We start from the raw sequence: 23144 nt of genomic DNA on the forward strand, positions 1-23144 counted from the left end.
AGCGCGTCAGCGTGGTGCGGAAAGCGTACGTACTGTCCCGCACTGTCTTCAGGACATGCCGGAATGCAAGGGTGGCTATGCCGCAATGCCATCCTTGGTACGTGACGCGTGTGTTAAGTTTCGCGGCTTTTACAGGGAGGCCATCATGAAAGAACGTCAACGCCGCACCAAGATCCTCGCAACGCTCGGACCGGCCACGGATCCGCCCGGTGTGCTGGACGCTTTGTTCAAGGCGGGCGTCAACGTGGTGCGCCTCAATTTCAGCCACGGCGACCCATCCGGCCAGGCCAAGCGTGCGGCCGAAGTACGCGCCGCTGCGGTGCGTGTCGGTGCCGAGGTCGGCATCCTGGCCGACCTGCCGGGCCCGAAGATCCGCATCGAGCGCTTTGCCGAAGGCAAGATCAAGCTGATCATGGGCGAGCGCTTCGACCTGGTGGCCGATGCCAATGCCCCGGCCGGCGATCAGCATCAGGTGGGCGTCAGCTACCTGGGCCTGCCGCAGGACGTCACTGCAGGCGACGTGCTGCTGCTCGACGACGGCCTGGTGCAGTTGCAGGTCACCGAAGTGCAGGGCCAGCGCATCGTCACCACCGTGCTCAACGATGGCGTGTTGTCCGATCGCAAGGGGTTGAACAAGCAGGGCGGCGGCCTGTCGCTCGGCGCGCTGACCGAGCGCGACAAGGAACTGATCGGCATCGTCGCCAAGATCGGCGTGGACTTCATCGCGGTGTCGTTCTGCCGCAACGCCGAAGACATGAACGATGCGCGCCGCATCGCGCGTCAGCACGGTTGCGATGCCGCGCTGGTGTCCAAGATCGAGCGCACCGAAGCGATCGAGAACCTGGTCGAAATCGTCGAAGCCTCCGACGTGGTGATGGTGGCGCGCGGCGATCTGGGCGTGGAAATCGGCGATGCCGAATTGCCGGGCCTGCAGAAGAAGATCATCCGCGAATCGCTGGCGCAGAACAAAGTGGTCATCACTGCCACGCAGATGCTGCAGTCGATGGTGGAAAGCCCGATCCCGACCCGCGCCGAAGTGCTGGACGTTGCCAATGCGGTCATCGACGGCACCGATGCGGTAATGCTCTCGGCCGAAACCGCGGCCGGTGCCTATCCGGTGCGTGCGGTGGAAGCGATGGCGCGCATCTGTCTGGGTGCCGAGCGCCAGTTCGAATTCGACACCGACTTCGAAGCCGCGCAACGCAACCTGCAGCGCGCCGACCAGGCGATCGCGATGGCGACCATGTTCCTGTCCGAGCACATCGGTCTGGCCGGTGTGGTCGCGTTGACCGAATCCGGCGGCACGCCGCGTTACCTGTCGCGCTTCCGCTCCAACATGCCGATCTACGCCTTCACCCGTCACGATGGCGCGCGCCGCCACATGGCGATGATGCGTGGCGTGTTCCCGATCAGCTTCGACAGCCGCGGCCTGACCCCGCGCGAAGCCGCACGTGCGGCGATCCGTCTGCTGGTGGAGAACGAGCGCATGGGACCTGGCGACCGTGTGGTATTCACCAGCGGCGAGCATATGGAAACCCACGGCGCCACCAACACGCTGCGCCTGCTGGAAGTGGGCGAAGACGGCCGCGCCAGCGGACTGGGCGAGCTGTAGTCACGCCTGTTTGGTGATGCCGCAGCGCGCGTGCGAAACGCGCGCTGTGTGGTGATCGCGAGGACAAACACAACGGCGGCCTGCGGGTCGCCGTTGTGCTGTGTGGCATGTTCGGGTGAGGTCTGTTGCGGACCGTTTGCGCACGCAAGACGCCAGACAAGACCCATGCGCGCATCCGCCCGATGCGCGGCCACCGGCATCGTCGGCATGCGTGCACATCGCGATGCGCGCCGCGCCACACATCCTGTCACGCAGGACACGTGTAATCGGTTGCAGACATTCCGTGAAGGAATGTCTGCGACTTTCGTCGCTATACTTTCGTTCTCCCCCGCAGCTGCCACAGGAACTACATGAGCATCGAACAGCTTGCCGAAACCGCCCAGGCTATGGTCGCCCCGGGCAAGGGCATCATCGCCATCGACGAATCGACCAGCACGATCGCCAAGCGTTTTGCCAGCGTCGGCATCGAGAACATCGAAGAAAACCGTCGTGCGTACCGCGAACTGCTGCTGACCACGCCCAAGCTGAGCGACTACATCTCCGGCGCCATCCTGTTCGACGAGACCATCCGTCAGAAGACCAAGGACGGCGTGCCGTTCGCCGAGTACATGACCGCCCACGGCATCATTCCGGGCATCAAGGTCGACAAGGGTGCGCAGCCGCTGGCCGGCATGCCGGGCGAGCTGGTCACCGAAGGCCTGGACGGTCTGCGCGCGCGGTTGGAGGAGTACTACACGCTGGGCGCACGCTTCGCCAAGTGGCGTGCGGTCATCAACATCGGCGAAGACATCCCGTCCGGCACCTGCATCGAGGCCAATTCGCATGCGCTGGCGCGTTACGCCGCGCTGTGCCAGGAGCAGGGCCTGGTACCGATGGTCGAGCCGGAAGTGATCATGGACGGCAGCCACGACATTGAGACCTGTTACGAAGTCACCGAAGCCACGCTGCGTTCGCTGTTCGGCGCACTGTATGAGCAGAATGTCGTGCTCGAAGGCACCATCCTGAAGGCCTCGATGGTCATCTCCGGCAAGGGCTGCGAAGAGCAGGCCGGCATCGAAGAAGTGGCCGAGTCCACCGTGATGTGCCTGAAGTCGACCGTGCCGGCGATCCTGCCGGGCATCGTGTTCCTGTCCGGCGGCCAGAGCGACGAGCAGTCCACCGCGCACCTCAACGAGATGCACCAGCTCGGCAATCTGCCGTGGCCGCTGAGCTTCTCCTACGGCCGTGCGATGCAGCAGGCCGCACTGAAGCTGTGGGCCAAGGACATGACCGGCAACTTCGCCAAGGCGCAGCAGATCATCTATGAGCGCGCCAAGGAAAATGGCCTGGCCGCGCTGGGCAAGTGGAAGGGCTGATCGGTTGACGACGGCTGCAAGGCCGTCGCATCGATAAGACGAAACGCCGGCAGCAATGCCGGCGTTTTTATTTGCCTCGATCAGGAGCGATAGCGCTGATCGGGCGCGATTCCGGGCCACACCTTCATACGGCACTGAAGTCGTTGAAAGACTGTCGGCGGCAGTGATGGCTCTGCACGTCAATCGCCTTGCCAAAACGCAACGAGCGCCTCGCGGCGCTCGTCACTTCAACCTTTGCATCGCGCCTCAGGCAGCCGCAATTTCCTGCGCGGCCAATGCCTGCTGATACGCCTTGAAGGTCGCCTCGTTGTAGGCCACCAGCACGATGTGTTTGGGCACCTTGTGCGAGCGCTGCCAGTCGCGCGTTTCGGTCACGGCAATGCGTGCGGCCTGATACAACGGGTATCCGTAGATGCCGCAACTGATCGCCGGAAAGGCGATCGAATGCAGCATCATCTGCTCGGCAAGTTTCAGTGACTGCCAGTAGCAATTGGCGAGTTGTTCCGGCTCGTTGTGCTTGCCGTCGCGCCACACCGGACCGACGGTATGGAACACATGGCGCGCCTTCAGATCGAAGCCGTCGGTGATGCGGATTTCGCCGGTCGGGCAGCGCACGCCCGGGCGCACTTGCGGTAACGCTTCGCAGGCTTCCAGCAAACGCGGGCCGGCAGCACGATGGATGGCCCCATCGACGCCACTGCCGCCCAACAACGATTCGTTGGCGGCGTTGACGATGACGTCGACGTCGAGTTCGGTGATGTCGCCTTGCCAGACTTCGATCTTCATAGCGCGATAGTTAACGGATTTGCATGAGGAACGCGTGATGGGGCGCGCGTTGCGGAATAGGCACGCTATCGCCCATTCATCTCATCTGCTGCGACCGCCCGGCGCGCGTACGTCGATGCCGCGCGTCGATGGCATGCTGCGACTGTGCGAAGGTACCGATGTGATCGATCGGATCAATCGCAACGCAGATGTCACCGACAATCGAGAGCTACAACCAGCGCCGCACGCGCGCGCAATAGGCGCTGTAATGGCGGCCGAATTCACTGCGCAGGCGCGCTTCTTCGAACGGAATGACGTAGAGCTGCAAGGCCAGCCATGGCAGCGGCAACAGCGCAGCCGCCCACAGCAGACCCAGCTGCAGACATAGGCCGACGTAGCTCAGCACCAGCGCTAGATACATCGGATTGCGGGTGAAGCGATACGGGCCGTCCAGCACCAGCCGCGAGGGATGGCCGCTGGGCATGATGGTAGTGCGCCGGCGCGCGAACAGGATGAAGCAGCTCACCGCCAGCGCCAGCCCGAGACCGGCGATGCCGCCGCCGGCCAGCTCGATCCACGCCAACGGGATTGGCGCAGGCACAGGCAGGTTCAATGCGCTTTGCAGCCAGGCACCCAGGCCCAGTGCCAGCGCAAAATGAGCAGGCGAGGTGATCTTGACCAGCCATGGCGCCCGCGCGGTGCGGGTGTCGCTGTGTCCGTACGGCCGGTTGCTCACACTGTGTCTCCCTGCATCACGGCCGCCATCCTAACGTTTCCTTGATATGGACGGGAGTGCACGGGTGCCGTAGTGCGAGCTGCTCCGCACACAACGATCTACAAAAAGCTTTGCGATGTCCGAGGTATCTGCGGCACCATGCGATTGCATGACGCGATCGCATGCCGAGGAAGGCGAGGCCGATGATTGGACCGACCACAAACAAAAAGGCCGCGCTGTGGGCGCGGCCTTGCATGCAGACACAACGCGACGATCAGGGCAGACCGGCCAACCAATCGTCGTCGGAGCCTTCGTTGATGTCGGCGAACAGCGGCGTGGAGAAGTAACGCTCGCCGGTATCGGGCAGCATTGCCAGGATGACGGCGCCGGGCACCGCGCTTTCGGCCACGCGCAATGCAGTGGCGACGGTGGCGCCGCCGGAGATGCCGGTGAAGATGCCTTCCTCGGCGGCCAGGCGACGGGCCACAGTGATCCCATCGGTGTCTTCCACGCTCAGTACTTCATGCGCGACATCGCGATTGAGCACCTCCGGCACGAAGTCCGGGGTCCAGCCCTGGATCTTGTGCGGCTTCCAGTCCTGGCCCTGCAGCAAGGCGGCGCCGGCCGGCTCGGTGGCGGTGATGCGTACTTCCGGGCGGGCCACGCGCAGCACTTCGCCCACGCCAGTGAGCGTGCCGCCGGTGCCCCAGCCGGTGACGAAATGGTCCAGCCGGTGGCCGGCGAAATCGCGCAGGATTTCGGCCGCGGTGGTGTTGCGGTGGTAGGCCGGATTGGCCGGATTGGCGAACTGGCTGGCCAGGAACCAGCCGTGCTGCTCGGCCAGTTCCTTGGCCTTGCGCACCATGCCGCTACCGCGCTCGGCGGCCGGGGTCAGGATCACCTTGGCGCCATACGCGCGCATCAGCTTGCGGCGCTCGATGGAGAAGGTTTCCACCATGGTGGCGACGAATTTGTAGCCGCGCGCGGCGGCGACCATTGCCAGCGCCACGCCGGTGTTGCCGGAAGTGGCCTCGACAATGGTGTCGCCGGGCTTGAGCAGGCCGCGCTGCTCGGCGTCCAGGACGATCGCCAGCGCCAGCCGGTCCTTGACCGAGCCGCCCGGATTGAACGCCTCGACCTTGACGTACAGGGTCACGTGCTCGGGCGCGAGGCGATGGAGCTTGACCACCGGGGTACGGCCGATGGTGTCGAGGATGTTGTCGTACAGGGCCATGGGGTCTCCGTCGGAATCAGGCTGCGTGGGCGAGTGTGGGCGCGTCGGGCGTTGCGATGGGTGAGTGCGGGGGCGGCCGGGCGGTCAACGGCGGTGCGCCGAACCAGTGCAGGCTGGCGGCCAGCCCGGCGACCTCGCCCAGAATCAGCAAGGCCGGTGCGCGCACGGCGTGCTGCTGCGCGGTGGCGGCCAGGCTGGCGAGGGTGCCGGTGATCACGCGTTGCTGCGGGCGCGAGCCGTTTTCCACCAGCGCGAATGGTGTGGCGGGCGCGCGGCCGGCCTGCAACAGGCGTTGCTGGATGCCGTCCAGGCCCGCCACACCCATGTAGAAGGCCAGGGTCTGGCGTTCCTGGCCGAGCGCCTGCCAGTCCAGCGTGTCCAGCGAATCCTTGCAGTGCGCGGTGATCAGCCGCAGCGATTGCGCGTGGTCGCGATGGGTGAGCGGAATGCCTGCGTAGGCAGCGCAGGCGATCGCGGCGGTGATGCCGGGAATGACCTGGAAGCCGATGCCGTGCGCGCGCAGGAACTCCAGCTCTTCGCCGCCGCGGCCGAACACGAACGGATCGCCGCCTTTCAGCCGCACCACGCGGCGCCCGGCGCGAGCGTGCTCCAGCATTAGCGCGTGGATCTGCTCCTGGCGGGTGCTGTGGCCTTGGGCGGCCTTGCCCACTTCCACGCGCAGTGCGTCGCGACGTGCCAGGCGCAGGATCTGTGGGCTGACCAGGCGATCGTAGAGCAGCACATCGGCCTGGCGCAGTGCGCGCAACGCATGCCGGGTGAGCAGGCCGGGATCGCCGGGGCCGGCGCCGACCAGGGTCACGCTGCCGGGGGCCAGCGTGCCGACTGCGGTACGGGGCGTGGGGGATGCTGCGGGTGTCGCTGCTGAAGCGGCCGGGGTAGCGTCGTGCGTGAGCAGGCGGCGCGCGGTGGCTGCAGCGCGTAGGGCTTCGTTGAGTTCGGCTGTCGCGCTGGCGGCGATGGTCAGCCAGACCGGTTGGTCGGGCAGTTCCAGCCACGCCGGGTCGAACCCGCCCAGCAGCCAGCGCACCTGCCCGGCCTGCACCCAGTTGCGCAATTGCATGGTGAGTTCCGGTGCACCCACCAACGGCAGCGCGCCGGCCTGCAGCAGCCCGGCGGTGGCGCGCTCGGCATCGGCGCCGCCGCCGACCACCAAGACGGCACGGCCACGCAGGTCGGCAATGAGCGGGAACACAGGGGGCACGGCAGGGGCATCGAGAAGGGAGGGCCAGACCGTAACGCCGGCATATAGCCGTCGGAAATGACTTCATACACCCTGGAAATAGCGTTCGGTTATAAGCTGGCCCATAGAACTCCTCTACAGTCGAGTCCCTGTGGCGCCTCGCGCTTTTTTGGATATAAGCCCATGACGCTGACCCAACTTCGTTATCTGGTCGCCATCGCCGATGCCGAGCTGAACATCACGCTGGCCGCCGCGCGTGTGCATGCCACCCAGCCCGGTCTGTCCAAGCAGCTCAAACAGCTGGAGGACGAACTGGGCTTTCTGTTGTTCGTGCGCAAGGGGCGCAGCCTGGATGCGGTCACGCCGGCGGGCGTGGAAGTGATCGAGCGTGCGCGTTCGGTGCTGTCGGAAGCCAATAACATCCGCACCTATGCGGCCAACCAGCGCCGCGAGAGCCAGGGCCAGCTGACCCTGACCACCACCCATACCCAGGCGCGCTTCGTGCTGCCGCCGGCGGTGGCGCAGATCAAGCACGCCTACCCGCAGGTGAGCGTGCATCTGCAGCAGGCCGCCGAAAGTGCGGCGCTGGATCTGCTCAGCCAGGGCGATGCGGATATTGCGGTGGTCAGCACCGCTGGTGGCGAGCCGAGCGCCGGGATTGCGGTGCCGCTGTATCGCTGGCGTCGGCTGGTGATCGTGCCGCGCGGTCATCCGCTGGATCAGGCGCGTACCGCGCCGGACATGCAGGCGCTGTCGCAATACCCGTTGATCAGCTACGAGTCGTCCACGCGGCCAGGTTCGTCGTTGCAGCGGGCATTTGCGCAGGTCGGGCTGGAGCCGAGCATCGCGTTGACCGCGCTGGATGCGGACCTGATCAAGACCTATGTGCGTGCCGGCCTGGGCGTTGGCCTGGTGGCGGAGATGGCGGTCAGCGCCAACGATGAGGATCTGCGCGCCTGGCCAGCGCCGGCGCCCATTGCCGATTGCATCGCCTGGGCGGTGCTGCCGCGCGACCGCGTTCTGCGCGATTACGCGCTGGATCTGGTGCATGTGCTGGCGCCGCAGATCGACAAGCGCGATCTGCGGCGTGTGCTGGATGGCAACCAGGCGCCGAACTGGCCGCTGCCGCCGACTTGGGAATCGCTGACCCAGACCATTACCAGCTGAGCGGCTGGCGACGGCCGCATGAGCGCTGGTTGAGCGGCTATCGAAAGCTGCATGTTTGCCGGATCGATGCGATGCATGTTCTGCAGGAAAGCGAAGGCATTACCTGCCGATCAGCGGCCGCGCACAGGCCAATCCCCCACCCACCGTCTGCCGGTTTTGTGAGAGTGCTTCGGTCACTAAAGGGCGCTTGCTCGCGTACCAGCGTGGGACACGCCGCAAGTACGTCCATGTAGGCTCTTACGCGGCATCCATGCCGCGTAAGGTCCCACGCCGGTACGCGCGCAAGCACCACCAGGTGTTGTCGGTGGTTGAAGGAAAAACGGTGTCTGGTTCACTGGCCCTTCTTCGGATCATGACCTCACAATGGCGAAACGATGGATGGATGCCAACTACATCGACTGCAGAAATCGACTGTGGAACCCGCAAGCATTATGCGTACCTGAAATCATTGCTTGCCCATCAGCAGCCGCAAAGAGTGGAAGCGTGGTGCCGTATCCGGGTGCGGGACCGTGTGGCGGCATGGATGCCGCCACCGAGCCTACATGGACGTACTTGCGGCGTGTCCCGCTCCCGGATGCGGCACTGCGCATCGACTATCGCCGCTCACGGTGCCTGCCAGTTTTACGCGAATGCTCCGGTCACTAATGGCGCTTGCATGCGTAACCAGAATGAGACACACCGCAAGTACGTCCACGTCGAAACCTTGCAACTGCATCATGCTGGCGGTCGGTGTTCGGAATCGGTAGGGACTGTTCGTACACTGCGGTCTGCGCGCGGGGTGTACCGATTCCGGTTTGCTGCGCGCGCGAGATCCCCGTTCGCCACTGTGAGGCGCTGCAACCGATGACCGAGCGATTGACCGAGCCACTGCGTCCGCCTCTGAGCCGGCTGTGGTCGCCCGACCAGGACGGCGGCATGTCGTTGCAGCTGTCGGCCAACGTCGACGGACGCGAGCATGCGTTGCTGACGGTACTGGCCGACCCGCACGACGAAGCGTTATGGGTGGCAGTGCAGGCCGGCGACACCCGGGTGCAGATTCCGCTGGCGGTGCTGCGTCAGCTGTTGGAGGTCGCAGCCGAAGAGGTGCATTCGGCCGAGTGGTTTGCGCGGCAGGATGCGGCCGAACCTGAGCTTTGACGGCCTCATCTGTTGCACGCGCGACTGCTCTGGATGCTGCACTGCAGCGTACGTGGTTGCGAAAAATCCCAATGCGATCAACAGCCTGCGCGCAGGCTTGCACTTACCCGGAAACACGCTGTCAGTGATTCTCCCTACACGTGTCAGGGCTGCCGGATCGGCGTCATCGGTCCGTATCAAGTTGCGCGCTGCGCTGTCGTAAATCCTTATAGCAACCATAACGCGACACTTTCGGACGTCTAGGGGTGGACGGCGCAGGACCGGCGATGCAGTGATCGCATGGCCGGTGTGTTTGGCGGTGTCGTCGAGGGGTTGCCAGCGCTGTCGCATCACCATTGCGCGAGGCTGCGCGATGGCGCGGCTGGCGCACCCGGGTCCCTGGGGAGAGACCTGGCGTGCTTGGCGGCGGATCCGGGTCGGGAGCCCGGGTCCGCCTTTTTTTATGCGCGACGCATTGCCGCGCTCAGGCCAGCGGGATGCGCACCGAGAAACAGGTGCCGCCTGCCGGGCGTGGGCGCACATCCACCTCGCAGTCCAGGGTTTCGGCAGTGCGGTGCACGATCCACAGACCGATGCCCAGCCCTTCGCTGTTCGGGTCGGCTTGGCGAAACGCCTGGAACACCTGTTCGGGGTGGTCCAGGTTCAGGCCGATGCCGCTGTCGATGATTTCCACCTCGGCATAGCCGGGGCGGCGGCGCACGCCGACCAGCACGCGTCCGCGTTCGGTGTACTTGACCGCGTTGCCGACCAGGTTACCGATCAGCGTGGTCAGCAGCGTGGCGTGGCTGCGCACGCGCAGCGAAGTGGGCACGTGGCGCAAGGCCAGGCATTTGTCGCTCGCCGGCTGCCGCCACACGCCGAGAACCGCGTGCAGCACGTCTTCCAGTGCCAGCGGCTGCAGATCCGGGGTGGAGCTCTTGCTCGCGGCGGCCAGTGTGGCCAGTTCGTCGAGGCTGCGTGCCACCACGCCGATCGCATCGCGTGCAGTGACCAGGGTGGGAATGGAATCGACATTGGCGTGCCGGCGCATCTTGTCGATGGCATAGGCCGCAGTGCGCAGCGGAGTTTTCAGATCGTGCCCGGCGATCGCCATCAGTCGGCTGCGATAGCGGTCGGACTCTTCGGCAGTCTGCAGCGCGCGGCGCAGTTCCAGCTGCGCCATGGTCTGGCGTGCCAGTGCGCGCAGCGCTTCGACCTGTTCGTCAGTGAGTTGACGCGGTTGCCGGTCCAGCACGCAGACCGTGCCCAGCGACAGGCCTTCGCTGGTCTTGAGCAACGCACCGGCATAAAAACGCAGTGGCACCTCGCCGGTGACCAGCGGGTTGCGTGCAAAGCGGATGTCTTCGCGCGTGTCGGGCACCACCAGCACGTCGTTGTCGAGCAGCGCATGCGCGCACATCGACTTGAACAGCGGCGTCTCGCGCTCGCCCATGCCGCGCTCGCTCTTGAACCATTGGCGGTCGGCGTCCACCAGGCTGATCAGCGCGATCGGGGTCTGACAGATGATCGAGGCCAACTTGGTGATGTCTTCGAATGCCGCCTCGCGCGGCGTATCGAGAATGCCGTAGCTGCGCAGCGCCTGGAGGCGCAACGCTTCGCTCACTGGTTTGGGCGCGCAGGGAAAGGGCTCAGCCGCTGGATCGAACAAGACGCTCATGCGCGCGCAGAATTAATTGGATAAGAGATAAGCATAGGGCATGGCAGGGGCTGGCATGTGGGTGCGATCACGCTCGTGGATGGAACTGTGACTGCCGGCCTCGACAGTGGAGGGGTGGCGTTTTGGTTTGTTTGCGATGTCGTGATGCAGATTGCGCGGTGTGTTGCGGCGGAGCAAGGATCAGTACGAAGGGGGTGCGACGACTCAAGGATGCGACATCAGGGTGCGACATCCGGTCGCGCACCGGCCGCAAGCATCGCCGCGCGGCGGGCGGCGGCTTACACTCGCGCGATGCGTTCGTTACCTCATCACCGTTGGCTGCACCTGCTTGTCTGTCTGGCGGTGGCGCTGATGCTGGTGGCGCCGCTGATCAGCCGTTGGAGCCAGGCGCAGTCGGTCGAACCGATGTGCATGAGCGGGCCGGCATTGGACGCAGGCGGTTCGTCGCACACAGGCCACCAGGCCATGCCGGCGCAGACTGCCGCGCATCATCACGACAGCGCCGCGTCGTCAGCCAAGCCTCCATCTGGCGAACACGCTGCCGGCATGCACGGCGAAGCTTGCGATTACTGCGTGCTGGCCGCGCGGCTGCTGCCGTGGCTGGCGCTGCTGGTGCTGTGTCTGCTGCAACTCCGGTCGGCGCCGGCGCCCATGCACACCCATGCACGGGCGTGGTCGGTCGTGCGCTGGGCCGCACTCGGGGCACGTGGGCCGCCGCTGCACGCGTGAGTCTGGCCCCATCGCGGGCGTCCGCTGCGTTGTGTTGATTGCACGCCTGGTCTTCCGGCGTGCCCGCCTGCCGCTGCATGGACGGCCCGCTTTCCTGAAGTGATGCCTGTGCCCGCTGCTATGCCGCGGCGCATGGCGGTGTTGCCGTGCCGGCACGGCGAAGGGTTGGTCATGCGTCTGCGGTTATTGAAAACGATGTGGTATGCGCCGTCGTTGGCGTTGGTGTGGTGGCCTGCCTGCCAGGTGCAGGCACAGGATGCGGCGTTGACGCTGGGCAAGGTGCAGGTGAGCCAGACCCAGCGCAGCCCGAACAAGGCGCGCGTGCTGAGTTCGGTGGATGTGATCGGCGGCGAGCTGCTGCACGATCAGCACGTGGATTACAGCTGGGAGCTGTTGATGCGCGCGCCGGGCGTGCAGGTCACCCAGTTCCGCATGGGCACCGATGCGGGGCGGTTCTCGTTCCGTGGTTTCAACGGCGAGGGGCGGATCAATGCGGTGAAGCTGCTGATCGACGGCATCCCCAGCAACGACAATGCCGGTGGCATGCCGTATCTGGATGCGGTGTTTCCGCAGGACATCAGTGCGATCGAGATCGTGCGCGGCACCAACGATGCACGCTACGGTCTGAATGCGATTGCCGGCAGCGTGGACGTGCTGACCCGCACCGGCGGCAACGATGGCCGCCTGAGCGTGACGGGCGGCAGCTTCGGTGCGCGCGAGGTGCAGCTGGGCAAGGGCTTCGAACATGGCGCATGGAGCCAGAACTATGTACTAGCGTGGCGCGATTCCGATGGCTATCGCGACCATGCCGACGCGCGTAAGCGCAGCGTGGCCGGCAAGTGGTTCTACACCGACCCGGATGGTGCGTTCCGTGCCGGGCTCACCACGCGTTACTACGACAATCACGCGCTGGAAGCGGGTTATCTGGATGCGGCAAGCGCACGCGCTGCGCCGCGCAGTTCGCCGGACTATGCGCAGGACGATCGCAGCGAACGCCAGCTACGGCAGACCGCATTGCATGCGGACGGCACGCTGGGCGCCGATGCGCAGTGGAGCGCAAAGGCCTACCAGAACGACTATCGCAATCGACGCTGGGTGCGGTTTTCCGCAGCCGGCCTGCAGCAGGAACGCGATACCGACGAAACCCATCGCGGCCTGCTGTTGCGTGGCAACTGGCAGCCGGATTGGGGCGCGCTGAGCGCCAACCTGGAAGCCGGTGTGGATGCGCAGTGGCAGGACAACCAGTCGCAGCGTTACCGCACCGTGGCGCGCGTGCGCGGTGCGCAATTGCGCGATTGGGATTACGACCTGCGCACACGCGGAGCTTATGTGCAGGCGGTGCTGACACCGTTCGAGCGCCTGCAGGTGGTGCCGGGCTATCGCATCGATCGCGTCGATGGGCAGCTGCACGATGTGCGCGCCGGCATTTACGCGCCCACCTACGACTACGGCACCATCAAGCAGCCCAAGTTCAGCGCCAGCTATCGGCTTGTCGGGCAGAGCAGCATGTACGCCAATTGGGGCCGCAGCTTCCAGATCGGCAGCGGCGATGGCGCGTATCGTCGCCAGCCCGGCAATCTGGGTCCATCGATCAACGATGGCTGGGAGGCCGGTTTCAAGTTCGCTCCATCGGCTGTAATGGACGGGCGCCTGGCGTATTGGGAACAGCGCGCGTCCGGTGAAGTCGCCACCATTCTGGGAGTGAACGGCGTGGCCGGTGTCGGCGATGTGGCCAACGTGGGGCGCACGCTGCGGCGCGGCTGGGATGCGCAACTGAATCTGCAGCCGGCCGAACATTGGCGTGCCTGGGTCTCGTATTCGCGGCAGAAGGCGAGCATCGCCACGCCCGACCCGAGCGCGTCGGCCACGCGCGGCAAGGAGATCGAAAACGTGCCGCATTGGCTGGCGACTGCCGGGCTGGAGTGGCAGCTCACTTCTGCCGTGCAGCTGAGCGCCTGGGGCAATGCGCAAGGCGATTACTATCTGGAGCGCAGCAATACGCTGGGCCGCACCGGTGGTTACGCCCTGCTCAATCTGGGCGCGCGCTGGAACGTGGATGCGCGCAATGCGCTCAGCCTGCAGCTGCGCAACGTGACCGATCGTGCATATGTGTACGCGTGGTACGACACCGGAAGTTCCGGTTATTCGCCGGGCGATGGGCGTGCGTTGTCGCTGTCGTGGGATTGGAGCTTCTGATGCGCGTATCGACTGCTCGGGGTGCTGGTGCCGAGCTGCGTCAGGACAGCCGCTGGCGCTTCTATCGCGCGGTGTGGCGCTGGCACTTCTATGCCGGCTTGCTGGTGCTGCCTTTCATCATCTGGCTGGCGCTGACCGGTGCGGCGTTTCTGTATCAGGACGCGATCGATCGTAGCGTGCACCACGGGTTGAAGGTCGTGCCGGTGGGCGCGCTGCGGGTGTCTGCGCAGCAATTGGTCGATGCGGCGCAGCGCAGCGATGGCGGCACCTTGTTCCGTTACACCACGCCGAGTCGTGCCGATGCCAGCGCCGAGATCGGGCTGGTCGATGCGCACGGCATGCGGCAGGTGGTCTATGTCGATCCGTATCGGGCACGCGTGCTCGGCACTCTGCCCGAGCATGGCACCCTGGCCTGGACGATTCGTCGGCTGCACAGCCTGGAGTTGATCGGGCCGTTTGCGCGCGGGTTGATCGAAATGGCGGCGGGCTGGGCGATCGTGCTGGTGCTGACCGGTGTGTATCTGTGGTGGCCGCGCGGGCGTCGCGGCGGGGTGGTCAGCGTGCGCGGCAAGCCGGCGCAACGGCTGTTCTGGCGCGATCTGCATGCGGTCACCGGGGCGAGTGTGGGCGCGGTATTGCTGTTCCTGGCGCTGACCGGCATGCCGTGGTCGTGGTTGTGGGGCGCGCAGGTCAATCGCTGGGTCAATGGGCATGATTTCGGGTATCCGGCAGGGCTGCGGGTGCAGCAGCCGATGTCGCAGCAGCGGTTGACCGAGACGACCGATCCGGCGTGGTCGTTGCGGCAGGCGCGCGTGCCGGAGTCTGTTGTGCCTGGGCGTGGAGCCGTGGGGGTGGATGAGGGTTTGCATGACGGGCGGGTGCGTGTGCCGCGGGCGGATGCGGTGCGTGCGGTCGACCCTCACTCCAACCCCGGCTCCGCGCCCCGGCCCGCGCCAGCAGCGCCGGCGCTCCAAGGCTCGCCCGCCAGTAGCGCGCAAGCGGTGCCTGATCGCCCCGAGGGGAGAGGGGCTAACTTCCATCCTGCTCATGCAGAACATCTGGAGCACATAGAGCACATAGCGCACATAGCGCACTCACAACACCCGGGACACCCGGGACACCCGGAGCACCCGGAACACTCCGAACACTCCGAACACCCGAACACTCCGAACACTCCGAACACTCCGAACACCCAAGCCAGTCGGAACATGCAGCCCACGGCGGCACCGGCAGCGTCGCTGCGCCCGGTCATGGTGCGATAGGGCTGGATGCGGCGATGGCGCGCTTCGATGCGCTCGGCATCGTGCCGGGCTACAGCATCTCGCCGCCGCGTGGCGCTACCGGGGTGTACACCGCCTCGGTGTATCCGGCCGACCTGCAACGGCAGCGCGTGATCCATCTGGATCAGTACAGCGGTGCGGTGCTGCTGGACATGACCTATCGCGATTACGGGCTGATAGGGCGCGCGCTGGAATGGGGCATCAACGTGCACCTGGGCCAGCAATATGGCACGGCCAATCAGTTGATCCTGTTGCTGGCGTGCGCGGCGATCGTGTTGTTGTGCGTGAGCGCTGCGGTGATGTGGTGGAAGCGCCGCCCGGCCGGCGGGCTGGGCGTGCCGCCGCTGCCGGCAGATCCACGTACGCTGCGCGGTCTGATGGTGCTGCTGGTGCTATGCGGGCTGATCTTCCCGTTGGTCGGGCTGTCGTTGTTGTTGATGTGGCTGTTCGATCGCTACTGGATGCAGCGCGATCAAACTGGCATCGCAGCGCCATGAGGGTCGGCGTGTCTGCGGCTGCATCGCGCTGAGCATTCGCTGCGGCGAGGCCTTACTTCTTGGGATGGCCAGCAGAAACATTCAGCGCGCCACAGCGCTTGAAACTTTCGCGAAGAAATCACGACGCGCTGCTGTGCTCAGATATCTTCGTGAATGCCGCACTCGCGCTTCAATCCGAAGAAACGCGTGTCTTCTTCGCGCATACCCGGTTCCCAGCGGCGCGTGGTGTGGAAGTCGCCGATCGACACGTAGCCTTGCTCCCACAGTGGGTGATACGGCAGATCGTGCGCCTGCAGGTATTGCCACACGTCGCGGTCTGTCCAGTCGGCGATCGGGCTGACTTTGTAGCGCTCGCCGCGCTTTTGCACGATCGGCGTCTGCGCGCGGCCGCCGGACTGGCTGCGGCGCAGGCCGGTGAACCAGGTGCCCACATTGAGCTCGTCCAATGCGCGCCGCATCGGCTCGACCTTGCGCAGGTTGTTGTACTGGTCGATGCCCACCATCCCCTGTTCCCACAGGCGACCGTGGCGCGCCTCCATCCAGGCACGGCTGACCAACGGGCGATACACCTTGAGATTGAGCTTGAGCCGGTCGGCCAGCGCGTCGGCAAACCGGTAGGTTTCCGGGAACAGGTAACCGGTGTCGATCAGGATCACCGGAATGTCCGGGCGCTGCTGGGTGAGCAGGTGCAGCGTGACCGCCGACTGCGCGCCGAAACTGGACGACAGCGCCGCGTCCTGCGGGCCGTGTTGCAGTGCCCAGGCCACACGCTCGTCGGCACGCAGGCCTTCCAGCTGCGCGTTGAGCGCGTCCAGGTCGTCCAGCGCGGAAGGTGCGATCGATGCAGCAGGCAGCGCGGTCATGCGAGCAATTCCAGGTCGAGGTGACGGTGGGTGGGGTAGGGCGGCAGGGCGATCAGGCCGCTGCGATGCAGGAAGTCGCCGAAGCCTTCGTCGCCGGCCTGGTCGCGTTCGGCCGCATAGCGCGCCAGCAGCGGTTCGAGTGCGGCGAGGATGTCCGCTTCGGTGATGTTCTCGCGATACAGCGTGTTCAGACGCTGGCCACGGCGATCGCCGCCCAGCATCAGGTTGTAGCGACCGGGCGCCTTGCCCACCAGTGCGATCTCGGCCAGATACGGGCGCGAGCAGCCGTTGGGGCAGCCGGACAGGCGCAGCACGATCGGGGTGTCGGCCAGTCCGTGTTGCTCCAGCAGCGGCTGCAAGGCCGCGCTGAAGTCGGGCAGATACCGCTCGGCCTCAGCCATCGCCAGGCCGCAGGTGGGCAGCGACACGCAGGCCATCGCGCCGCGTGCCAGTGCGGTGGGCGCGCGATTGCCGGCATCCAGGCCGTACTGCGCAACCAAGGCATCGACGCGCGCGCGCTCGCTGGCCAGCACACCGGCGATGACCAGATTCTGGTTGGGCGTCATGCGAAACTCGCCGACGTTCAATTGCGCAATCGCACGTAGGCCGCTCAGGTGCGCAGCGGCCTCGGTATCGGCGATGCGCCCGGCCGGCAGCGAGAGAGTCATATGCCACAGCCCGTCTTCGCCTTCGACCCAGCCGTAGCGATCGCCGTTGTGCTCGAAGGCGAACCGCTGCGCCGGCTGCAGCGCGAAACCGGCGCGGCGTTCGATCTCGGCCACGATGGTGTCCAGACCATGATCGTCGATGGTGTACTTGAAGCGTGCGCGTTTGCGCACTGTGCGATTGCCGAAGTCGCGCTGCGTGGTGACCACGGCGGTCGCGAGATCCAGTAACTGATCGCGGGTGACAAACCCGATCACGTTGGCCACGCGCGGCCAGGTGTCTGCATCGCCATGACTAGCGCCCATGCCGCCGCCGATGCTGACGTTGTAGCCGAGCAATTGGCCCTCGCGCAGGATGGCGATAAAGCCCAGATCGTTGGCGAACACGTCTACATCGTTGAGCGGCGGCGCGGCGAAGCCGATCTTGAACTTGCGCGGCAGGTACCGGTCGCCGTAGATCGGCTCTTCTTCGCTGCCGGAGCCGGAGACGCGCTCTTCGTCCAGCCAGATTTCGTAATACGCGCGTGTATTCGGCAGCAGATGCTCGGACACGCGCGCAGCATCGGCATACAGCGTGGCATGCGCCTGCGACAGCAGAGGATTGGCTGCCACTTGCACATTGCGATTCACATCGCCACAGGCGGCCAGCGTATCGATCAAGGTCGCATTGATCGCCTGCATGGTCGCCTTGAGTTCGCGCTTGATCACGCCATGGAACTGGAATGCCTGGCGCGTGGTGATGCGCAGCGAATGATTGGCGTAACGCGTGGCGATGCTATCCAGCGCCAGCCACTGCGTGGGCGAGATCACCCCACCCGGCGTGCGCGTGCGGATCATGAACTGATACGCCGGTTCGAGCTTTTGCCGACGCCGCTCATCGCGGATATCGCGATCGTCCTGCTGGTAGCTGCCGTGGTACTTGATCAGTGTCTGATCGTCCTCGCGCAACGCACCGGTCACCGCATCGGCCAGGCTCTGTTCCAGCGACCCGCGCAGACGACGGCTTTCGGATTTGATGTCTTCGACGGAGTGAGTCATGGGAATCGGGAGTCGGGAATGGGGAATCGCAAAAAGCTGATTGGTCTGCCAGGAAAGGTCAGTTGCGGGCTGTACCGATTCCCGATTCCCCAATCCCGATTCCCGGCACTAATAGACATCGCGCGCATACCGCCCCTCCACCTGCAGCTGGGTGAGATACGCAGCGGCGGCTTCGGCATCGAGTGCGCCGTGGGTAGCGACGATGTCGAGCAGGGCGGCGTGCACGTCCTTGCCCATGCCGATGGCGCCGCACACATACACATGCGCGCCGCCTTGCAACCAGGCGTAGACCTCGGCGCCGCGTGCGCGCAGGCGGTGTTGCACGTAGATTTTTTCGGCCTGGTCGCGCGAGAACGCCACTTCTAATGCATGCAGTTCGCCGCGCTGCAGGGCCTGCTGCCATTCGGCCTGATACAGGAAATCGGTATTGAAATGCTGGGCGCCGAAGAACAGCCAGTTGCGGCCCTTGGCGCCGGTTTCGGCGCGTTCCTGCACGAAGCCGCGGAACGGTGCCACGCCGGTGCCCGGGCCGATCATCAGGATGTCGCGATCGGGGTCGGCCGGCACGCGGAAGCGTTCGTTCGGCTCGACGTAGACCGGCGCGGTGTCGCCTTCCCGCAGGGCGGCAAGAAAGCCGCTGGCCGAGCCCAAATGCGCATGCCCATGCGCCTGGTAGGTGAGTTCGTCCACGACCAGGTGCACTTCCTCGCCCACGCGCTTGCGGCTGGAGGCGATCGAGTACAGGCGTGGGGTGAGCGGACGCAGGGCGGCCAGCAGGCCGCCATGGTCCCAATCCGCCGGCCAGCGTCGCAGCACGTCGATCAACTGGTGATCGGAGAGCAACGACGCCAGGCCGGCAGTCTGGGTCGGGGTGAGCAGCGTCTGCAGCTCCTCGGCGCGCGCACGCTCGGCGTGTGCGGCCAACAGCGGCCGCGACAGCTTGGTGAGTTCGCGCCGGGTGGCAAGCCACTCGTTCAAGGCCAGAGTCTCTTCGCCAATGGTGACCGCGGCATGACCATCCAGGCGCAGCGTCTCCAGCACTGCATCCACCAGTGCGGGCGGATTGCGATGACGGATGCCCAGCGCATCGCCGGGCTCGTAGCTCAGCCCGCTGCCTTCCAGCGAAAATTCCAGATGACGCACGCGCTTGCCGGGCAATGCATAAACTCGGAATTGCGGGCCTTTGAAGTCGCGCCCGCTGATGATCTGGTTGGCCAGCACCTCTGCAGCGAACGGGTGCTGATGCGACCACACTGCTGCGGCCGCGCTGCTGCGCAATGGCGTGATGGTGGCCGAAGGCGGGCCACTCTTGAGGTGCTCGCGTGCGTGCGTGAGTGCCTGCGTACGCCAGGGCGCGGCGACGCTGTCGATATCCAGATCGGCTTCGCCACGCGGCTGCACGCGGCTGCCGCCGAGTTCGGCCAGGCGCTCGTCTATGCGGCGTGCAATGCCGCAAAAATCCGCGTAGCTGGAATCGCCCAACCCCAACACCGCGTACTTGAGCTCGGGCAGCTTGGGCGCGCGCCGGCTGGCCAGAAATTCCACCAGCCCGATCGCATCGTCCGGCGGGTCGCCTTCGCCCTGGGTGCTGATGACCACATACAGCAAGCGCTCGCTGGCCAGTTCGCGGGTGGCGTAGGTGTCGGCGCGCAGCAAGCGCACGCTCAAGCCCGCAGCCTCTGCCTCGGCAGCGATTTGTTCGGCTTCGCGGCGCGCATTGCCGGTCTGGCTGCCGTACAGCACGGTCAGGCGTTGGCTCGCTTGCGCGATCGCGTGGGGCTGGCCGCCCGGCAAGACGGCGAGCGAACGCGGCGGCTGGCCATGCGCCAGCCCGGCGGTGTAACCAGACAGCCACCACAGTGACGCAGAATCCAGGCCATCCACCAACCGTTCCAGCAGCGCCTTGCGCTCGTCGGGCAAGGGGCTGGGCGGTAGCGCGGAACTGGCGGCGGTCATTTGGATCCGGGGGCGTTGATGAGACCAGTGATGTTATGGAAACGTTGCGGCGGCCAGAAAGGATGAGCCGTTATCGCGTTATGCCGGCTGCTTATTTGGGTGCGGGCTGCTTGCGCCACACACTGCGGCGCCTTGCCCTACCATCGGCTGGTCTGCCCGCCGACGCCACGATACCCCGATGACTCTGCAGCCCCTGTCTCACCTCGACCGGCTCGAAGCCGAAAGCATCCACATCCTGCGCGAAGTCGCCGCCGAGTTCCGGGCCCCGGTGATGCTGTATTCGGTGGGCAAGGACAGTTCGGTGCTGCTGCATCTGCTGCTCAAGGCCTTCGCGCCATCGCCGCCGCCGATTCCGCTGTTGCACGTGGACACGCGCTGGAAGTTCGGCGAGATGATCGCCTTCCGCGACCGCCGTGCGGCCGAGACCGGCGTGGACCTGCGCGTGCACATCAACCCCGACGGCATTGCCCAGGACATAGGCCCGATCAGCCATGGCGCGGCGGTGCATACCGACATCATGAAAACCCAGGGCCTGAAGCAGGCGCTGGAGCAAGGCGGCTTCGATGCGGCCATTGGTGGCGCGCGCCGCGACGAGGAGAAATCGCGCGCCAAGGAGCGTGTGTTCTCGTTCCGCAATGCGCGGCATCGTTGGGACCCCAAGAACCAGCGCCCGGAGCTGTGGAATCTCTATAACGCGCGTACCAAACCCGGCGAAAGCGTGCGCGTGTTTCCGCTCTCCAACTGGACCGAGCTGGATATCTGGTTGTACATCTACCGTGAACGCATTCCGGTGGTGCCGCTGTATTTCGCCGCACCGCGCCCGGTGGTGGAGCGCGACGGCGCATGGATCATGGTCGATGACCATCGCCTGCCGTTGCACGCAGGCGAGACGCCGCAACTACGCTCGGTGCGCTTCCGGACGCTGGGCTGCTATCCGCTGACCGGTGCGATCAAATCCACCGCCGACACGCTGGAAGCGGTGATCGCCGAGATGCTGGTCAGCACCAGCTCCGAGCGCCAGGGCCGCATGATCGATCATGCGCCGGGTGCATCGATGGAGCAGAAAAAGCTTGAGGGGTATTTCTAGTGGGCCGGGAATGGGGAGTCGGGAATGGGGAATCGGAACAGCAGTTCACCGCGCACGGAATGAGGGAGGAGACCGCCGTTGCGATTCCCGATTCCCCACTCCCGATTCCCGGCGCCATCGGCGCCTACCTGCATCAACACGAATCAAAGCCGCTGCTGCGCTTCATCACCTGCGGTAGCGTGGACGATGGCAAGAGCACGTTGATCGGGCGCTTGTTGTACGACAGCAAGCGCTTGTTCGACGACCAGCTCGCCGCGCTGGAAAGCGATAGCCGCCGGCATGGCACGCAGGGCGAGGGCATCGACTATGCATTGTTGATGGATGGCCTGTCCGCCGAGCGCGAGCAGGGCATCACCATCGATGTGGCGTACCGTTATTTCGATACCGACCAACGCAAGTTCATCGTGGCCGATTGCCCAGGGCATGAGCAGTACACGCGCAATATGGCCACCGGCGCATCCACCGCCGATGTCGCGGTAGTCCTGGTAGATGCGCGTAAGGGCTTGTTGGTGCAGACGCGCCGGCACAGTTACATCGTGTCGTTGCTGGGCATCCGGCATGTGGTGCTGGCGGTCAACAAGATGGATCTGGTGGACTACGACGCACAGGTATTCGCCGAGATCGCCGATGCCTATCGCGTGCTGGCCGCGCAGCTGGGCATTGCCGATGTGCAGTGCATTCCGCTATCGGCGCTGGATGGCGAAAATCTGTCCAGCGCCTCGACGCGGATGCCGTGGTACAGCGGCCCGCATCTGTTGCAGCATCTCGACACCGTGCAATTGGAGGCGCCGGAAGCGGGCAGCGGGTTCCGCTTGCCGGTGCAGTGGGTCAATCGTCCCAACCAGCATTTCCGTGGTTATGCCGGCACCATCGCGGCCGGGCAGGTGCGGGTTGGCGATGCGGTGGTGGTAGTCCCCTCCGGGCGGCGCACGCAGGTGGCATCGGTGCTGGATGCCAATGGCGACGTGGATAGCGCACGCGCCGGCCAGGCGGTCACCCTGACCTTGCGCGACGAGATCGATATCAGCCGTGGCGACATCATCGCCGCGGTCGACGACCCGCCGGAAGTGGCCGACCAGTTCGCCGCGCATCTGCTGTGGATGGACGATGCTGCGTTGCTGCCGGGCCGCCCGTACTGGCTCAAGATCGGCACACGCACGGTCACCGCAAGCATCAGCGAGATCAAGCACAAGGTCGATGTGAACACGCAGGAGCGGCTGGCCGCCAAGCGGCTGGAGCTCAATGAAGTGGGCTACTGCAATCTGGCGCTGGACGAGCCGATCGCGTTCTCGCCGTATGCGCGCAACCGCGTGCTGGGCGGCTTCATCCTGATCGACCGGCAGAGCAATGCCACGGTGGCCGCCGGCACGCTGGAGTTCGGGCTACGCCGCGCCGGCAACGTGCACTGGCAGCATCTGGATGTGGATCGCGCCGCGCGTGCGCGCATCAAGGGCCAGACCCCGCGCGTGCTGTGGTTCACCGGCTTGTCGGGCGCGGGCAAATCCACCGTTGCCAATCTGGTCGACAAGCGGCTGCATGCGCTGGGGTATCACACCTTCATCCTGGACGGCGACAACGTGCGCCACGGGCTCAACCGCGATCTGGGCTTCACCGACGAAGACCGCGTGGAAAACATCCGCCGCGTGGCCGAGGTGGCGCGCTTGATGGCCGACGCCGGCCTGATCGTGCTGGTGAGCTTCATCTCGCCGTTCCGTGCCGAGCGGCAACTGGCGCGCGAGCGCTTCGATCAGGGTGAATTCGTCGAAGTGTTTGTGGACGTGCCGCTCGAGGTCGCCGAGGCGCGTGATGTGAAGGGGCTGTACCGCAAGGCGCGGGCCGGGCAGATTCCCAACTTCACCGGTATCGATTCGCCGTACGAGGCACCGGAAGCGCCGGAGATCCATCTTCACGCCGATGGTGAGAATGTAGAGGCGCTGGCGCGCCATGTCCTCAAGTTTCTTGAACTGGAACGTTGACCAGCGCATCGCGC

Annotated in this window: 16 protein-coding genes and 1 pseudogene; 9 read left to right on the forward strand and 8 right to left on the reverse strand. The window is 65.4% G+C overall.

Translation table 11 applies throughout. From position 1 onward, the window contains the following. Nucleotides 1-145 precede the first annotated feature (145 nt). Nucleotides 146-1612, forward strand: coding sequence for a pyruvate kinase (pyk, locus tag NDY25_RS16055; protein ID WP_168958785.1), 1467 nt, complete (start codon nt 146-148; stop codon nt 1610-1612). Between the two features lie 350 nt (nt 1613-1962). Next, on the forward strand, nt 1963-2967 hold the full coding sequence (locus NDY25_RS16060; RefSeq protein ID WP_006451416.1) for a class I fructose-bisphosphate aldolase: 1005 nt from the start codon (nt 1963-1965) through the stop codon (nt 2965-2967). A 246-nt stretch (nt 2968-3213) separates the two neighbouring features. Here the strand turns inward: NDY25_RS16060 and NDY25_RS16065 are convergent, their stop codons facing one another. The 4 genes from NDY25_RS16065 to cobA form a co-directional block, all read right to left on the reverse strand. Then, nucleotides 3214-3753 (reverse strand): O-acetyl-ADP-ribose deacetylase, encoded by a 540-nt coding sequence (locus NDY25_RS16065; protein ID WP_168958786.1) that lies wholly within the window; start codon nt 3751-3753, stop codon nt 3214-3216. 208 nt (nt 3754-3961) lie between these two features. Then, nucleotides 3962-4468 carry a methyltransferase family protein gene (locus NDY25_RS16070; protein WP_168958787.1) on the reverse strand — a complete coding sequence of 169 codons (507 nt, stop codon included), beginning with the start codon at nt 4466-4468 and terminating at the stop codon, nt 3962-3964. 253 nt (nt 4469-4721) lie between these two features. Next, nucleotides 4722-5681, reverse strand: coding sequence for a cysteine synthase A (cysK, locus tag NDY25_RS16075; RefSeq protein WP_006451419.1), 960 nt, complete (start codon nt 5679-5681; stop codon nt 4722-4724). A 16-nt stretch (nt 5682-5697) separates the two neighbouring features. Continuing rightward, nucleotides 5698-6903, reverse strand: coding sequence for a uroporphyrinogen-III C-methyltransferase (gene cobA, locus NDY25_RS16080; protein ID WP_168958788.1), 1206 nt, complete (start codon nt 6901-6903; stop codon nt 5698-5700). Between the two features lie 162 nt (nt 6904-7065). Here cobA and NDY25_RS16085 point away from each other — a divergent pair, with 162 nt between their 5' ends. Then, nucleotides 7066-8049, forward strand: coding sequence for a LysR family transcriptional regulator (locus tag NDY25_RS16085; RefSeq protein WP_006451421.1), 984 nt, complete (start codon nt 7066-7068; stop codon nt 8047-8049). An 855-nt stretch (nt 8050-8904) separates the two neighbouring features. Then, entirely contained in the window at nt 8905-9186 is a 282-nt protein-coding gene (locus NDY25_RS16090) for a hypothetical protein (protein WP_168958802.1), read from the forward strand. A gap of 463 nt (nt 9187-9649) precedes the next feature. Here the strand turns inward: NDY25_RS16090 and NDY25_RS16095 are convergent, their stop codons facing one another. Next, complete coding sequence (locus NDY25_RS16095; protein ID WP_168958789.1) at nt 9650-10843, reverse strand: sensor histidine kinase; 1194 nt, start codon at nt 10841-10843, stop codon at nt 9650-9652. Nucleotides 10844-11134: 291 nt separating this feature from the next. Between NDY25_RS16095 and NDY25_RS16100 the strand changes: the two genes are divergently transcribed. The 3 genes and pseudogenes from NDY25_RS16100 to NDY25_RS23205 form a co-directional block, all read left to right on the forward strand. Next, nucleotides 11135-11572: a DUF2946 family protein gene (locus tag NDY25_RS16100; protein WP_168958790.1), complete on the forward strand. Its 438-nt coding sequence runs from the start codon at nt 11135-11137 to the stop codon at nt 11570-11572. A 195-nt stretch (nt 11573-11767) separates the two neighbouring features. Then, a complete protein-coding gene (locus tag NDY25_RS16105) occupies nt 11768-13768 on the forward strand; it encodes a TonB-dependent receptor (protein WP_168958803.1) in 2001 nt (666 codons plus the stop codon). Next, nucleotides 13768-15518 (forward strand): annotated as a pseudogene (locus tag NDY25_RS23205) (PepSY-associated TM helix domain-containing protein); the annotation flags it as partial. The gene NDY25_RS16105 and the pseudogene NDY25_RS23205, both read left to right, overlap by 1 nt. 164 nt (nt 15519-15682) lie before the next feature. Here NDY25_RS23205 and NDY25_RS16115 read toward each other — a convergent pair. From NDY25_RS16115 to NDY25_RS16125, 3 genes are all read right to left on the reverse strand, one after another. After that, nucleotides 15683-16408, reverse strand: a complete 726-nt coding sequence (locus NDY25_RS16115) for a phosphoadenylyl-sulfate reductase (protein WP_023904953.1) — start codon at nt 16406-16408, stop codon at nt 15683-15685. After that, a complete protein-coding gene (cysI, locus tag NDY25_RS16120; RefSeq protein WP_168958792.1) occupies nt 16405-18111 on the reverse strand; it encodes an assimilatory sulfite reductase (NADPH) hemoprotein subunit in 1707 nt (568 codons plus the stop codon). Before cysI ends, NDY25_RS16115 begins: the two co-directional genes overlap by 4 nt. Before the next feature lie 108 nt (nt 18112-18219). Then, nucleotides 18220-20067, reverse strand: a complete 1848-nt coding sequence (locus tag NDY25_RS16125) for an assimilatory sulfite reductase (NADPH) flavoprotein subunit (protein WP_168958793.1) — start codon at nt 20065-20067, stop codon at nt 18220-18222. 178 nt (nt 20068-20245) lie between these two features. Between NDY25_RS16125 and cysD the strand changes: the two genes are divergently transcribed. Both cysD and cysN read left to right on the forward strand, forming a co-directional pair. Then, on the forward strand, nt 20246-21154 hold the full coding sequence (cysD, locus tag NDY25_RS16130) for a sulfate adenylyltransferase subunit CysD (RefSeq protein WP_168958794.1): 909 nt from the start codon (nt 20246-20248) through the stop codon (nt 21152-21154). A 59-nt stretch (nt 21155-21213) separates the two neighbouring features. Continuing rightward, entirely contained in the window at nt 21214-23130 is a 1917-nt protein-coding gene (cysN, locus tag NDY25_RS16135) for a sulfate adenylyltransferase subunit CysN (protein WP_180336566.1), read from the forward strand. Nucleotides 23131-23144 lie beyond the last annotated feature (14 nt).

Origin of the sequence: Xanthomonas hortorum pv. pelargonii, from assembly GCF_024499015.1 — a bacterium.
Classification (GTDB): Bacteria; Pseudomonadota; Gammaproteobacteria; order Xanthomonadales; family Xanthomonadaceae; genus Xanthomonas; species Xanthomonas hortorum_B.